This is a genomic window from Halomonas sp. YLGW01 (genome assembly GCF_014840935.1).
Classification (GTDB): Bacteria; Pseudomonadota; Gammaproteobacteria; order Pseudomonadales; family Halomonadaceae; genus Onishia.
Genome location: NZ_CP062005.1, coordinates 744,045 through 757,483, shown reverse-complemented (window position 1 = coordinate 757,483; position 13,439 = coordinate 744,045). Strand labels below are relative to the sequence as shown.

Below are 13,439 nucleotides of genomic sequence, written 5' to 3'. Positions count from 1 at the left end.
ACAGGAGAGATTCATGAATAACGCCCAACTCAACGAACTCAAGCAGCGCTACGTGGCCAATGGGGCCGCCAGCCCGGCCACCCAGTTCGCCGACCGTGCCGAGAATGCCCTGATCTGGGATGCCGACGGCAACCGCATCATCGACTTCGCCGGCGGTATCGGCGTGCTGAACATCGGTCATCGTCACCCCAAGGTGGTCCAGGCGGTCAAGGACCAGCTCGATAAGGTCATGCACACCTGCCAGACCGTCATGCCCTATGAAGGCTATGTGAAGGTCGCCGAGAAGCTCAGCCAGGTCACGCCGGTGCGCGGCCATGGCAAGGTGATGCTGGCCAACTCCGGTGCCGAGGCGCTGGAGAACGCGGTCAAGATCGCCCGCGCGGCCACCGGCAAGAACAACGTCATCTGCTTCGACGGCGGCTATCATGGCCGTACCTTCATGACCATGGCCATGAACGGCAAGGTCGCCCCCTACTCCACCGACTTCGGCAGCATGCCGGGCAACGTCTTCCGGGCTCCCTATCCGGTGCCGTATCACGGCGTCAGCGAGGAAGAGGCCCTGCGCGGCCTGAAGATGACGCTCAAGACCGATGCCAATCCGAAGGACACCGCCGCCATCGTACTGGAGCCGGTGCTCGGTGAGGGTGGCTTCTACCCGGCACCGGCGAGCTTCCTCAAGGCGATCCGCGAGATTTGCGACGAGCACGGCATGCTGATGATCATCGACGAAGTGCAGTCCGGCTTCGGTCGTACCGGCAAGCTGTTTGCCATCGAGCACAGCGGCGTCGAGCCGGACATCATCACCATGGCCAAGAGCATGGCCGACGGCATGCCGATCTCCGCCATCGTCGGCACCGACAAGCACATGGATGCCTCCGGCCCCAACTCCCTGGGCGGCACCTACACCGGCAGCCCGGTCTCCTGCGCGGCGACCCTGGCGGTACTGGAAGCCTTCGAGGAAGAGGACATCCTCGGCAAGAGCCAGGCGCTGGGTGACAAGCTGGCCAAGCGTTTCGCCAAGTGGCAACAGGACTTCGACTGCGTCGACAACGGCCGCAACATGGGCGCCATGGCCGCCATCGACCTGGTCTCCGACAAGGCCAACCACACCCCGGATGCCGACCTGGCCGGCGCCCTGTGCAAGAAGGCTCGCGAGAAGGGGCTGATCCTCTTGTCCTGCGGCCTGTTCGGCAACACCATCCGTTTCCTGATGCCGGTCACCATCGAGGACGAGATCCTCGAGGAAGGCCTGGCCATCATCGAGGAGTCCCTCAAGGAGTTGGTCGGCAGCAAGAGCGCCGCGACCGCCTGATCGTCATGAGCTGACGATGCGGCAAGCCCGCCCCTGAAACGACACCGCCCGGCCAAATGGCCGGGCGGTGTCGTTTTCGATGCTGTGTGTGCTTGATGCTGTCTGTGCCAGAGGGAAAGGGCGTCAGCCGCTCTTGACCTTGGAAATGATCCATAGCAGCACCACGGCGCCCACCGTCGCCGTGACCAGCGAGCCGATGAAGCCACCGGCGGACAGCCCCAGCAGGCTGAACATGAAGCCGCCTACCAGCGCGCCGACCACGCCGACGCCGATATTGCCCAGCACGCCGAACCCGCCGCCGCGCATGATGTTGCCGGCAATCCAGCCGGCCAGCCCGCCGATAATCAACCACGCGATGATGCCCATGAGGCGCTCTCCTTTGCCGTGAATGAAATCACTGCTCTCCCATCGTGACATCGGCGCTCGACCGATGCCCCGGTCACCTTGTCAGGTCCCGTTCAGAAACGCGAGCCGGGCTGTGCCAGAAAGGCGTCCTCCTCCGAGGTCGACTCACGGCCCAGGATGGCATTGCGGTGCGGGTAGCGGCCGAAGCGACGGATGATATCGCGATGCCGGTGGGCGAAGCGCAGGTTGTCCTCAAGCCCGGGCCGGTCGAACAGCACCACCGCCTCGTCCTGAACGCGCAGCGACTCGCTGTGCATGTACGGCATATAGAGGAAAGGCAACTGGCGAGTCGCGAGCGCCCGGTCGGCTTTCTGGGCCACCGCCTCCTGAGCCAGCACCAGCGCCAATGCATCCTGGGCAAAGGCCAAAGGGTGGTCGCGATGCATGTTGCGCGAGAACTGATCCAGCACCAGGATCTCGGCCAGACGCCCCTCGGGTGTCATCCGCCAGCCCCACAGCTCGGCCTCGCGGGCCGCGGACCACAGGGTCACGAAGCGCTCCGCAATACGCGCGTCCAACGCCGCATCCTTGGCGAACCACTGCCTGGGCGTCAACTCCTCGAACCAGAAGTCGAGGACCGCCTCGGGCCCGACGTCGACCGTCATGCTCTTCTCCTTGGCTGCGCATCAGGACCACCGCCGACGGCAGCCATGTCGACCGCCGGAACGCCTTGATATGATGGGAATCCTCATCCCAGCCTAGACGACTCTGCGCCCATCCCCAAGCATCTCCCGAGAGGAAGCTCGATGCCACTGCATGATCTCCTGCCCGCCCTGACGCTGATGCTGCATACCCTCGGCCTCGTCATCTGCCTGGTGGGCCTGACGATGGCCCGGCATCCCCGGCGCAAGCGTCTCGGTCAGGTGCTGGCCGGGCTGGGTTTCCTGATCGCGGCCAGCCCGATGCTGGGCCAGCTGACCGGCCTGATTCCCCCACCGCCGGCCACACCGCTCGTGCCTAATTAAGCTGCCGAACTGAGGCCCATTCTCGGCCTTAGACGAAAGGCGGATAGTCCTTTGGTCTAAGGCTCCCTAGCATCGCCCCTTCTTAATCGTTTTTCCATTCTCAGGCAGCCTTGGCGTCGCTAGCGTCGCTGCTGTCCGCTGTTCAAGGATCATTCCCGTGCATGCCCTGACCCTGGCGTCGTTCGTGTTCTTTACCGGCCTGGTCGCCTTCATCACCTGGCGGATCACCCGACGCGATGACCATCAAAGCTCCCAAGGCTACTTCCTGGCCGGCCGCTCCCTGACCTTCCCGCTGATCGCCGGCTCGCTGCTGATGACCAACCTGTCCACCGAGCAGATGGTGGGCCTCAACGGGGCGGCCTTTAGCGATGGCCTATCGGTCATGGCCTGGGAGGTGATCGCCGTCATCGCCCTGGTGGCCCTGGCGCTGTTCTTCCTGCCGCGCTTTCTCAAGAGCGGCATCGCCACCCTGCCCCAGCTCTTGTCGATCCGCTTCGATGCCGGCACCCAGCTGATCACCAACGTGATCTTCCTGATTGCCTACGCGGTGATCCTGCTGCCGATCATCCTCTACTCCGGGGCCATGGGCCTGCAGGGCATGCTCGACCTGCCCGGCCTGACCGGCATCGGCTCCGATACCACCCTGCTGTGGCTGACGGTATGGGGGGTCGGCCTGATCGGCTCGATCTATGCCCTGTTCGGCGGCCTGCGCACCGTCGCCGTGTCCGATACCCTCAACGGCATCGGCCTTCTCATCGGCGGCTTCGTGATCGTCTACTTCGGCCTGCAGGCGGTCAGCGATGACGGCGGCGTGTTCGCCGGCTGGGAGATCCTCAAGCAGAGCAACCCGGACAAGCTCGACTCGATCGGCGGTCCCGAGCAGCAGGTGCCCTTCTCCACCGTCTTCACCGGCGTGCTGCTGCTGCACCTCTTCTACTGGACCACCAACCAGCAGATCATCCAGCGCACCTTTGCCGCCAAGAGCCTCGCCGAGGGCCAGAAGGGCGTGCTGCTGACCGGCTTCTTCAAGCTCCTGGGACCGCTGTACCTGGTGCTGCCGGGCATCATCGCCTACCACCTCTACGCCGATCAGGGCGTGGCCGCCGACGAGGCCTACGGTCACCTGGTGTTCGACGTGCTGCCACCCTACCTCACCGGCTTCTTCGCCGCGGTGATGGTCGGCGCCATCCTGTCGTCCTTCAACTCGGCGCTGAACAGCACCACCACCATCTTCAGCCTGGGCATCTACAAGGGGGTGTTCAAGAAGGACGCCACCGAGGAGCAGGTGGTCAACTCGGGCAAGGTGTTCGGCTGGATCATGGCCATCCTGTCGATGACCATCGCCCCGCTGCTGGCCGGTCAGGAGAGCCTGTTCGGCTACCTGCAGAAGATGAATGCCATCTACTTCATCCCCATCCTCGCCGTGGTGATCGTCGGCCTGATGACCAAGCGCGTGCCGCCGCTGGCCGCCAAGGTGGCGCTGGTGGGTGGCTGCCTGCTGATCTTCGCCGGCTACTTCGTGCCGCCGTTCAACAAGCTGCCGACCATCATGCATGAGTTCCACTTCGTGGCCGCGGTCTTCGTGCTGCTGGTGGTCGTGATGCTGATCATCGGCAAGCTGCGCCCGCGTTCCACCGACTGGGTCCAGGAAGACAGCGGCGCCGTCGACCTGACGCCCTGGAAGGGCGCCGTGCCCGCCGGCATCGTGCTGGTGATCCTGGTGATCGCCATCTACGCCGCCTTCGCCGGCTGACCACGAACAGCCCGCTCGTCTCTCGATGCCCTGCCCTCGCGCAGGGCATCGTCGTTTCTGGCCACGCCCCTTCGGTCGTTGCCGCGTCGAGGCCTGCGGGGCACACTGAGGCGCCTTGCCAAGGAGTGTGATCATGCCCCTCAGTGTCACCCTGCTCTCGCTGTGCCAGGCCTTGCTGATCAGCGGCAATATCCTCTTGATCGCCGTCTCGCCCCTGATCGGGGCGAGTCTGGCGCCGAGCCCTACCTGGTCCACCGCCCCGGTGGCCACCCAATGGCTGGGGCTGATGTGCGCCACCGTGCCCGCCTCGCTGATCATGGCCCGTCTCGGCCGCCGCCGGGGCTTCCTGCTCGGCAACCTGGTCGGGCTTTGCGGTGTCGCGGTCGCCTGCCAGGCGCTGCGCGGCGAGGCGTTCGGGCTGTTCATGCTCGCCACCTGGCTGATCGGCATCGGCATCGGCTTCGGCCAGCTCTACCGCTTCGCCGCCGTCGAGGCCGCGCCCTCGGCGCTGCGTGATCGCGCCATCGGCCTGGTGATGGGTGGCGGGGTGCTGGCGGCCTTCGCCGGCCCCTGGCTGGCCCGCACCAGCCGCGAGATCGGTGAGCCCCCCTTCCTGGCCAGTTTCATTGGGCTCGGTGTCCTCTATATCGTGGCCCTGCTGGTGCTTAGCCTGATCCGCCTACCCCCGCCCGAGGCCACCCACACGGCCGGCCCGGGGCGCCCGCTCGGCGAGGTGCTGCGCCAACCGTCCTTCCTCACCGCCGCGCTGGCGGGGCTGGTGGGCTACGGCGTCATGAACCTCGCCATGACCGCCACCCCGCTGGCCATGGCCGGCGCCGGCCATGGTTTCGGCCATGTCGCCAGCACCATTCAATGGCACGTGCTGGCGATGTTCCTGCCCTCCTTCATCACCGGCCATCTTAGCCAGCGCTTCGGCGCACACCGGATGATCGTGCTCGGGTGCCTGCTGCTGGCGGCCAGCGGCCTGGTGGCTCAGATCTCATCGAGCGTGGGCGGCTTCTACACTGGCCTTGTGCTGCTCGGCCTTGGCTGGAACTTCACCTTCCTGCCCGCCACGGGGCTGCTCACCGAAAGCTATCGACCGGCCGAAAAGGCTCGCACCCAAGCCGCCAACGAGTTCCTGGTCTTCTCCACCGTGGCCCTCACCGCCCTCGCCGCCGGCCCCCTGGTCGCGAGCCTTGGCTGGTCCGGCCTGAATGCCGTGCTGATCCCACTGTCGCTGGTGCCGGTCGCGGCGCTTACCTGGCAGCGACTTGCCAGCCGCGCGCCACACCCGCACATTGAAAGCTGAACTCTCTGGTGAACGGAAGCCTGCCCCATGCGCCAGCCCCTGGCTCGCGAACTTCATGATCTCCTCGAGCGCGGCCGCGACCGCCAGCTGCGCCTGGCGGTCACCGGCCTATCCCGCGCCGGCAAGACGGCCTTTCTGACCTCGCTGGTCCATCAGCTGCGCCACGCGGGGCTCGAGGCGCGCCTCGACCTGCTGCCCGCCGCCCGGGAGGGCCGCCTGCTCGGAGCCCAGCGGGTCGCCCAGCAGGACCTTGGGGTGCCGCGCTTCCCCTATGACCCGGCCATGGCGGCGCTGGACGCCGAGCCGCCGCGCTGGCCCGAGCCGACCCGCGGCATCAGCGAGCTGCGCCTGGCGATCCGCTATCGCCCCAAGCGCCGCGGGCTCCTGGCCCGGGACGCCGCGACCCTGACCCTGGATCTGATCGACTACCCCGGCGAATGGCTGCTCGACCTGCCGCTCATGGATCACGACTACCTGAGCTGGAGCGCCTCCCGCCCCCAGCCCGACAATGGGGAATATGCCGCCCTGTTCGCCGACTGGCGGGCGAAGCTCGCCACTCTCGACCCGGCGGCCACCGCCGACGAGGCGCGCCTCGCCGAGATCGCCGAGACCTATGCATCCGGCCTGCGCGCCGCCCGGGAAGCGGGCTTTGCCGACCTGCAGCCCGGACGCTTCCTGCTCCCGGGAGAGCTCGACGGCGCCCCGGTGCTGCAGTTCTTCCCGCTGCCCGGGCTTGGCGAGGACGACCGCGACCGGCTCAAGGCCCTGCCGGCGGACAGCGTCTATCAGACCCTGGCCCGGCGTTTCGCCCACTACCAGCGCCACGTCGTCAGGCCCTTCTATCAGGAGCACTTCCGGCGCTTCGATCGCCAGATCGTGCTGGTCGACGTGCTCGGCGCCCTGAATGCCGGGCCGGATCGCTTCGCCGACCTGTCCCGGGCACTCGGCACCCTGATGCAGAGCTTCGCCTATGGCCGCCGCAGCCTCTTGTCGCGGCTGTTCACGCCGCGCATCGACCGACTGGCCATCGCCGCCACCAAGGCCGATCACGTCACCCCCGAGCAGCATCCCCATCTGGTGAGCCTGCTCGAAGCCCTGTTAGCCGAACCGCTCAAGGATCTGCGCTTCGCCGACGTGCCGGTCAAGGCCTTCTCGCTGGCGTCGATCCGCACCACCAGCGCTCACCGCGTCGAGCACCAGGGCCGCACCACGCCCGCGCTGCGTGGCACCACCCTTAACAACGAGCCGGTGCTGGTCTTTCCCGGCGAGGTACCGCCCCGGCTGCCCGATGCCGACTTCTGGGCCCGCCAGGGCTTCGACTTCCGTGCCTTTCGCCCCGCACCGCGGGGCCAGGCGGCGCTGCCGCATATCCGCCTCGATGCCATCCTCGACTGGCTGCTCGGAGACAAGCTGCAATGAGCGATCCCCGCCCCGCCCAACACTTCGACCCCACGCCGGCCGCCGGGTCTTCCCCTGGGTCCACCGATCCGCGTCCTGCCATGGCCTTCCCCGACACACAGGCAAGCCGCCCCCTGGAAGAAGAGGCGACAGGGGCCGAGGCCGACCTGGCCGCGAGCCTGGCCAGGCCTCGGCGACGCCGCTGGGGGCTGATGAGCCTGATCGGCGCCGGTTTGGTGCTGGGCGCCGTGGAGGCCGCACACTCCACCCTCACCGCGGCCCTCGCCGGCGACTGGCTGGCCGGCGCCTGGAGCCTCCTGCTGCTCGCGGGGCTCGGCCTCGCGGGCCGGGCGCTTGGCAGGGAGCTCCTGCGCCTTGCCCGGTTGCGACGTCATGGCGCCCTGCGCGAGCGTCTCGAGGAGCTCAGCGAGGCCGATCCCCGGCAAGCGGCCCGGCTCGCCGAGACGCTCAAAGCGCGGCTTGGCCTCGAGGCCGACCACCCCCACTGGCAGGGCTATCTCGCCGCCCGGGACGATTATCACGGCGGCGCCGAGCAGCGCGTGCTGCTCGCCCATCACCTGCTCGCGCCGCGAGACCGCGAGGCGCGACGACTGATCGCACGGATGTCAGGCGACACCGCCGTGCTGGTCGCGGCGAGCCCCTTGGGGCTTCTCGACATGGCGCTGGTGGCCTGGCGCAACCTTGCCATGATCGATCGCCTCGCCCGGCTCTACGGGCTGGAGCTCGGCTACGCCAGTCGTCTAAAGCTGTTTCGTCAGGTGCTCTACAATGTCGCCTTCGCCGGCACCAGCGAGCTTGCCGGCGACATCGGCATGGAATGGCTGTCGATGGATCTCGCCGGGCGGCTCTCGACCCGCGCCGCCCAGGGGCTCGGCGTCGGCCTGATGAGCGCGCGCCTCGGGCTCAAGGCGCTGGGACTGGCCCGGCCGCTGCCCTTCGAGGCCGGCGAGGCGCCGCGGCTCGTCGAGCTGCGCCGCGAGCTCTGGCAGCGCCTCTCGCGGCTCGATACCGTCGCCGAGAAGGCGGGAAAGACAGGAAAGGCGGGGAAGCCCAGCGACGGCGCCTGAAGGCCAAGACCGAGGGCCTTGACCGGGATCAAGTCGACGAATCACGCCTTGGCTAGGATGAAGGGATATCCATCAAGGAGGTGATGCCATGTTCAAGTCGATCATGGTGCCCGTCGACGGCTCCGAACACGCCCGCAAGGCCCTCGAAGTGGCCTGTCGGCTGATCAAGGACAGCGATGCTACCCTGCATATCCTGCATATCCCCGAGGTACTGGCCCACGAGACCACGCTGATCTGGGGAATCGGCGCGGTGCCGCTGGAAGCGCCTAAGGACGTGCTCGAGAAGAACGGTCGCGAGCTGATCGATCGCGCCGCCCGGGAGGCCACGGCGCTGGGAGCCAGGCGCGTCGACACCACCCTGGCCCAGGGCGAGCCCAGTCGCACCATCCTCGAGCAGGCCAAGCGGCTCGGCGTCGGGGCCATTGTGATGGGCAGCCGGGGGCTCGGTGACTTCTCGAGCCTGGTGATCGGCGGCGTCTCCCACAAGGTCAGCCACGCCGCCGAGTGCACCGTCATCACCGTCCACTAGTCCTGACGACGTTCTGACGAGACCGGCGATTCATCCCGCCTAATGCGCAACGGCCCCCGCCATGAGGCGGGGGCCGTGTCGTCTGAAGTCGCTCGGGGATCAGGTGGAGCCGTGTGCTCAGGCCAGCCGGCCTTCACTCTCCGGGTCGAAGAGCACCGCGCGACTCATGTCGACCCGCAGTGCCAGACGCTCGCCGGCCGCCACCGGGCACTTGGGTCCGACTCGCGCCGTCACCTCGCCCTGGCCCAGCGGCAGGCGCAACAGAATATCCGCGCCGGTGGGCTCGGCGACCGTCACCCGCGCCTCGAGCAGCGTGCCCTCCTGCTGGCCCTCGAGGCGTGCGTCCTGCTCGCTGAAGTGCTCCGGGCGCAGCCCCAGCACCACCGGCTGATTGATCCGGTCGGCCAGCGCGTCGGTGATCCGGTCGGCCGGCCAGGGCAGCACCAGGTCGTCCTCCTCGGGGGTAGCGATGCGCAGCCGGTAGTCGCCGACCTGACCCTCGAGGGTCGCGGCGATGAAGTTCATCGACGGCGAGCCCATGAAGCCCGCAACGAACATGTCGACGGGATCGTTGTAGACCTCGTCCGGCGAGCCGAGCTGCAGGATGTGACCGTCGCGCATCACCGCGATGCTGTCGGCCAGCGTCATGGCCTCGATCTGATCGTGGGTGACGTAGACGATGGTGGTGCCCAGGCGCTGATGCAGCTTCTTGATCTCGGTACGCATCTCGACCCGCAGCTTGGCATCGAGGTTGGAGAGCGGCTCGTCGAACAGGTAGATCTGCGGCTCCCGGGCCAGCGCCCGGCCCATCGCCACCCGCTGGCGCTGACCGCCGGACAGCTGAGCCGGCTTGCGCTCGAGCAGGTGGGTGATCTGCAGAAGGTCCGCGACCCGCTCCACGGCCTCCTCGCGCTCGGCCTTGGGCACCTTGCGCATCTCCAGGCCGAAGGCGATGTTCTGGCGCACCGTCATGCTCGGGTAAAGCGCATAGGACTGGAAGACCATGGCGATGTCGCGCTCCGCCGGGGTGCGCCAGGTGATGTCGTCGCCGCCGATCAGGATCTGGCCATCGGTGACCGGCTCGAGGCCGGCGATGGCGTTCATCAGGGTCGACTTGCCGCAGCCCGAGGGCCCGACCAGGATCAGGAACTCGCCGGAGTCGATGGCCAGGCTGACGTCCTTGAGCACCCGGGTACTGCCGAAGTCCTTGCGGACCTCACGAATTTCCAAAGCTGACATGATGGTTACCTCATTATTGTTCGACAGTTAATGGTCAGACGAAAAGGCAGCGAGCGAAGGCCAGACAAGGCAAGGCATTGGCGAAATGCGCGGAGTTTACATGTCGTAAATGAGCCGTTTGACCGTGCTCGCGCACGAGCCAATGCCTAACGCCGTATGGCCGAGCGCAGCCAGTTTTCGTAGGCCATCAGCCCTTGACCGAGCCCGCGGTAAGCCCGCGTACGAAATACTTGCCGGCCAGCACATAGACCACCAGGGTCGGCAGCGCGGCAATCATCGCCGCGGCCATGTCGACGTTGTATTCCTTCACCCCGGTGGAGGTGTTGACCAGGTTGTTCAGTGCCACCGTGACCGGCTGGGTGTCGTGGGCCGAGAAGGCCACGCCGAACAGGAAGTCGTTCCAGATCTGGGTGAACTGCCAGATCACCGAGACCACGATGATCGGCGCCGAGACCGGCAAGAGGATCCGCCAGAAGATCCGGAAGAAGCCGGCGCCGTCGAGCTTGGCCGCCGACACCAGCTCGCTGGGCACCGCCACGTAGAAGTTGCGGAAGAACAGCGTGGTGAAGGCGATGCCGAACACCACATGCACCAGCACCAGGCCCGCCCGGGAGCTCGACAGCCCCAGCCAACCCAGCGTCTGTGCCATCGGCAGCAGCACCACCTGGAAGGGAATGAAGCAGCCGAACAGCATCAGCGCGAAGAGGAGCTCCGAGCCGCGAAAGCGCCACTTGGTGAGCGCATAGCCGTTCAGCGCGCCGACCACGGTGGAGATGGCCACCGCCGGGATGACGATGGCGAAGGAGTTCCAGAAGTAGCCCCCCACCCCCTCGCAACGCATGCCGGTGCAGGCCTCGCCCCAGGCATTGATCCAGGGCTCAAGGGTCGGGTTCTCGGGCAGGGCCAGCAGGGTGCCGGCGCCGATCTCGTCGAGCGGCTTGATCGAGGTCAGCAGCATGATCAAAAGCGGCAGCAGGTAGAACAGCGCCGCGACGATCAGCACGGCGTAGAGCGCCGCCCGGGCCAGCCGCGCGCCCGGGGTGCGCCTGCGAATCACGTTATCCATGACGGCGGCTCCGCAGTTCGGAATACAGGTAGGGAATCAGGATCGCCAGCACCCCGCCCAGCATCAGCATGGCGCTGGCCGAGCCGAGCCCGATCTGGGCACGGGTGAAGGCATGGGTGTACATGAAGGTGGCGGGCAGGTCCGAGGCATAGCCGGGGCCGCCGCCGGTCAGCGCCACCACCAGGTCGAAACTCTTGATGGCGATGTGCGAGAGGATCATCACCGCACTGAACACCACCGGGCGCAGGCAGGGCATCACCACCCGGGCATAGATGCGCGGCAGGCTGGCGCCGTCGAGCTGGGCGGCCTTGATGATGCTGTCGTCGATGCCGCGCAGCCCGGCCAGGAACAGCGCCATGACGAAGCCCGAGGCCTGCCAGACGGCGGCGATCACCAGGGTGTAGACCGCCATGTCCGGGTCCACCAGCCAGTCGAAGGTGAAGTCCTCGAAGCCCCAGCCACGCACCATGGCCTGCAGGCCGAGGCTCGGGTTGAGCAGCCACTTCCAGACCACGCCGGTGACGATGAATGATAGCGCCATGGGGTAGAGGTAGACCGTGCGCAGGCTGCCTTCCTGACGAATGCGCTGGTCGAGCAGGATCGCCAGCAGTGCGCCCAACACCAGGCAGATACCGACGAAGAGGCCGCCGAACACCACCAGGTTGGTGGCGGCGACCCACCAGCGATCGTTGGCCATCAATTGCGCGTACTGCGCGAAGCCGACGAAGTCATAGCTTGGCAGCATGCGCGAGTTGGTCAGCGACAGCACGAAGGTCCAGATCATGAAGCCGTAGACGAAGAACAGCGACACGGCGACCGAGGGCGCCAGCACCAGGCGCGGAATCCAGTCGGTCAGGAAGGCCAGCGCAGAGCGCTTTACGGGCACGCGCGCGGCGCGCTCCGGGGAAAGAGAAGTCGACATGAGTACGTCCTCGAGGCGATGGCCTCGTCAACCGAAAGACGGGAGGAGCACGCCCCGGGCGCCTGGCCCGGGACGTGCGGCGACAGGCCTAGAGCAGCGAGCTGCCGGCGTTCGCCAGCCGCTCGGCGGCCGCCTCGGGACTCATGTTCGGGTCGTTGAAGAAGTTGGTGACCACATCGAAGATGGCGCCCTGCACCGAGGCGCGCACCGCCATGCCGTGCGCCATGCTGGGTACCAGGCCACCGCTCTCCGAGGTCGCCTGGAAGTCGGCCATGGAGCGCTGGGCGCAGCTGTCGAAGTCGCTCATGTCGAGATCGGCGCGCGCCGGAATCGAGCCCTTGGCCAGATTGAAGGCCTCCTGGAAGGTCGGCTCCAACACCAGCCTGGCCAGGTCATCCTGCGCCACCTGCGCCTCGTCGTCGCTTGCCTTGAACATCGCCAGGCTGTCGATGTTGAAGGTGAAGGCCGATTCGGTGCCCGGGGCCGGCACACAGACGTAGTCCTCGCCCGGCGTCAGGCCGGCGGCGGTGAACTCGCCCTTGGCCCAGTCGCCCATCAGCTGCATGGCGGCCTGGCCGCCGATCACCATCGAGGTGGCGATGTTCCAGTCGCGCCCCGACATGCCGTCGTCCATCAGCGTGCGCATGCGCTTGAAGGTGGTCAGGGCATCGACCATGGTCTCGCTGTTGAGCGCCTCGGGATCGAGCTCGACCAGCGCGCGGCGATAGAAGTCGGTACCGGCCTCGGCCAGCACCACGGTCTCGAACACCGTGGCGTCCTGCCAGGGCTGACCGCCGTGCGCCAGCGGAATGACGCCCGCGGCGCGCAGCTCGTCGGCGATCGCAAACATCTCATCGAGGCTGGTCGGCACCTCGACACCGGCCTCACTGAGCACCTCGGGATTGGCCCACAGCCAGTTGACCCGGTGCACGTTGACCGGCACCGCCACGTATTGACCATCGTGACGCATGATGTCGGCGACCACCTCGGGCAGCAGGCCCTCCCAGTCCTCGGCCTTGGCCACGTCGTCGAGGTTGCCGAGCAGGCCAAGTTCGCCCCACTCCTGGATCTCCGGGCCCTTGATCTGGGCTGCCGAGGGCGGATTGCCGGACATGGCGCGGGACTTGAGCACCGTCATGGCGGTCTCGCCGCCCCCACCGGCCACGGCGAAGTCCTTCCAGGCGTGGCCTTCGGCCTCCATCAGGTCCTTCAATACATTGGCGGCGCGGGCCTCGCCGCCGGAGGTCCACCAGTGCAGCACCTCGACTTCACCAGCCTGCACCGGGGCCGAGGCCAGGGCGCCGCCAACGGCGAGGCCGAGCAGGGACTTTCTGAGCGGGAAACGCAGCAGTGAGCGCATGGGGCGTGTCTCCATCCATTGTTATTGATTGTCGTGAGCCGATTCACTCGCGGCTGATGACACGCTACCCCATCTACGACCCGCCCGGGG

General features: G+C 67.1%; 13 protein-coding genes. 7 read left to right on the top strand and 6 right to left on the bottom strand.

Going from position 1 to position 13,439, the window contains the following annotated elements; all coding sequences use genetic code 11:
- Positions 1-13 precede the first annotated feature (13 nt).
- A complete protein-coding gene (gene gabT, locus IEJ03_RS03510) occupies positions 14-1,312 on the top strand; it encodes a 4-aminobutyrate--2-oxoglutarate transaminase (RefSeq protein ID WP_192036333.1) in 1,299 nt (432 codons plus the stop codon).
- A gap of 123 nt (positions 1,313-1,435) precedes the next feature.
- On the opposite strand, the gene IEJ03_RS03505 is transcribed toward gabT, so the two are convergent.
- Together IEJ03_RS03505 and IEJ03_RS03500 are read right to left on the bottom strand one after the other, a co-directional pair.
- The gene (locus IEJ03_RS03505) at positions 1,436-1,678 is read right to left on the bottom strand and encodes a GlsB/YeaQ/YmgE family stress response membrane protein (protein ID WP_112055470.1); all 243 of its coding nucleotides are present in this window, start codon (positions 1,676-1,678) and stop codon (positions 1,436-1,438) included.
- Positions 1,679-1,770: 92 nt separating this feature from the next.
- Entirely contained in the window at positions 1,771-2,322 is a 552-nt protein-coding gene (locus IEJ03_RS03500) for a DUF924 family protein (protein WP_192036332.1), read from the bottom strand.
- A 141-nt stretch (positions 2,323-2,463) separates the two neighbouring features.
- Between IEJ03_RS03500 and IEJ03_RS03495 the strand changes: the two genes are divergently transcribed.
- The 6 genes from IEJ03_RS03495 to IEJ03_RS03470 all read left to right on the top strand — a co-directional run bounded on the left by IEJ03_RS03495 (position 2,464) and on the right by IEJ03_RS03470 (position 8,762).
- Positions 2,464-2,682 carry a hypothetical protein gene (locus IEJ03_RS03495; RefSeq protein ID WP_192036331.1) on the top strand — a complete coding sequence of 73 codons (219 nt, stop codon included), beginning with the start codon at positions 2,464-2,466 and terminating at the stop codon, positions 2,680-2,682.
- 157 nt (positions 2,683-2,839) lie between these two features.
- Positions 2,840-4,435, top strand: a complete 1,596-nt coding sequence (locus IEJ03_RS03490; protein WP_192036330.1) for a solute:sodium symporter family transporter — start codon at positions 2,840-2,842, stop codon at positions 4,433-4,435.
- Between the two features lie 133 nt (positions 4,436-4,568).
- Positions 4,569-5,747 (top strand): MFS transporter, encoded by a 1,179-nt coding sequence (locus IEJ03_RS03485; RefSeq protein ID WP_192036329.1) that lies wholly within the window; start codon positions 4,569-4,571, stop codon positions 5,745-5,747.
- Positions 5,748-5,774: 27 nt separating this feature from the next.
- Positions 5,775-7,166 (top strand): YcjX family protein, encoded by a 1,392-nt coding sequence (locus tag IEJ03_RS03480; RefSeq protein WP_192036328.1) that lies wholly within the window; start codon positions 5,775-5,777, stop codon positions 7,164-7,166.
- Complete coding sequence (locus IEJ03_RS03475) at positions 7,163-8,233, top strand: TIGR01620 family protein (protein WP_192036327.1); 1,071 nt, start codon at positions 7,163-7,165, stop codon at positions 8,231-8,233. Before IEJ03_RS03480 ends, IEJ03_RS03475 begins: the two co-directional genes overlap by 4 nt.
- A gap of 88 nt (positions 8,234-8,321) precedes the next feature.
- Positions 8,322-8,762 carry a universal stress protein gene (locus IEJ03_RS03470; protein ID WP_192036326.1) on the top strand — a complete coding sequence of 147 codons (441 nt, stop codon included), beginning with the start codon at positions 8,322-8,324 and terminating at the stop codon, positions 8,760-8,762.
- A 117-nt stretch (positions 8,763-8,879) separates the two neighbouring features.
- Here the strand turns inward: IEJ03_RS03470 and IEJ03_RS03465 are convergent, their stop codons facing one another.
- The 4 genes from IEJ03_RS03465 to IEJ03_RS03450 form a co-directional block, all read right to left on the bottom strand.
- Entirely contained in the window at positions 8,880-10,001 is a 1,122-nt protein-coding gene (locus tag IEJ03_RS03465) for an ABC transporter ATP-binding protein (protein ID WP_192036325.1), read from the bottom strand.
- 187 nt (positions 10,002-10,188) lie between these two features.
- Complete coding sequence (locus tag IEJ03_RS03460) at positions 10,189-11,067, bottom strand: carbohydrate ABC transporter permease (protein WP_192036324.1); 879 nt, start codon at positions 11,065-11,067, stop codon at positions 10,189-10,191.
- On the bottom strand, positions 11,060-11,989 hold the full coding sequence (locus IEJ03_RS03455; RefSeq protein ID WP_192036323.1) for a sugar ABC transporter permease: 930 nt from the start codon (positions 11,987-11,989) through the stop codon (positions 11,060-11,062). The genes IEJ03_RS03460 and IEJ03_RS03455 overlap by 8 nt, the downstream gene beginning before the upstream one ends.
- 88 nt (positions 11,990-12,077) lie before the next feature.
- The gene (locus IEJ03_RS03450; protein WP_192036322.1) at positions 12,078-13,349 is read right to left on the bottom strand and encodes an ABC transporter substrate-binding protein; all 1,272 of its coding nucleotides are present in this window, start codon (positions 13,347-13,349) and stop codon (positions 12,078-12,080) included.
- Positions 13,350-13,439 lie beyond the last annotated feature (90 nt).

Excerpts from the sequence above, each read along its gene's own strand:
- IEJ03_RS03505 (WP_112055470.1), bottom strand. The coding sequence starts at position 1,678 with ATGGGCATCATCGCGTGGTTGATTATCGGCGGGCTGGCCGGCTGGATT.
- IEJ03_RS03460 (WP_192036324.1), bottom strand. The coding sequence starts at position 11,067 with ATGGATAACGTGATTCGCAGGCGCACCCCGGGCGCGCGGCTGGCCCGG.
- gabT (WP_192036333.1), top strand. The coding sequence starts at position 14 with ATGAATAACGCCCAACTCAACGAACTCAAGCAGCGCTACGTGGCCAAT.
- IEJ03_RS03475 (WP_192036327.1), top strand. The coding sequence starts at position 7,163 with ATGAGCGATCCCCGCCCCGCCCAACACTTCGACCCCACGCCGGCCGCC.
- IEJ03_RS03500 (WP_192036332.1), bottom strand. The coding sequence starts at position 2,322 with ATGACGGTCGACGTCGGGCCCGAGGCGGTCCTCGACTTCTGGTTCGAG.
- IEJ03_RS03485 (WP_192036329.1), top strand. The coding sequence starts at position 4,569 with ATGCCCCTCAGTGTCACCCTGCTCTCGCTGTGCCAGGCCTTGCTGATC.
- IEJ03_RS03455 (WP_192036323.1), bottom strand. The coding sequence starts at position 11,989 with ATGTCGACTTCTCTTTCCCCGGAGCGCGCCGCGCGCGTGCCCGTAAAG.
- IEJ03_RS03450 (WP_192036322.1), bottom strand. The coding sequence starts at position 13,349 with ATGCGCTCACTGCTGCGTTTCCCGCTCAGAAAGTCCCTGCTCGGCCTC.
- IEJ03_RS03470 (WP_192036326.1), top strand. The coding sequence starts at position 8,322 with ATGTTCAAGTCGATCATGGTGCCCGTCGACGGCTCCGAACACGCCCGC.
- IEJ03_RS03465 (WP_192036325.1), bottom strand. The coding sequence starts at position 10,001 with ATGTCAGCTTTGGAAATTCGTGAGGTCCGCAAGGACTTCGGCAGTACC.
- IEJ03_RS03495 (WP_192036331.1), top strand. The coding sequence starts at position 2,464 with ATGCCACTGCATGATCTCCTGCCCGCCCTGACGCTGATGCTGCATACC.
- IEJ03_RS03480 (WP_192036328.1), top strand. The coding sequence starts at position 5,775 with ATGCGCCAGCCCCTGGCTCGCGAACTTCATGATCTCCTCGAGCGCGGC.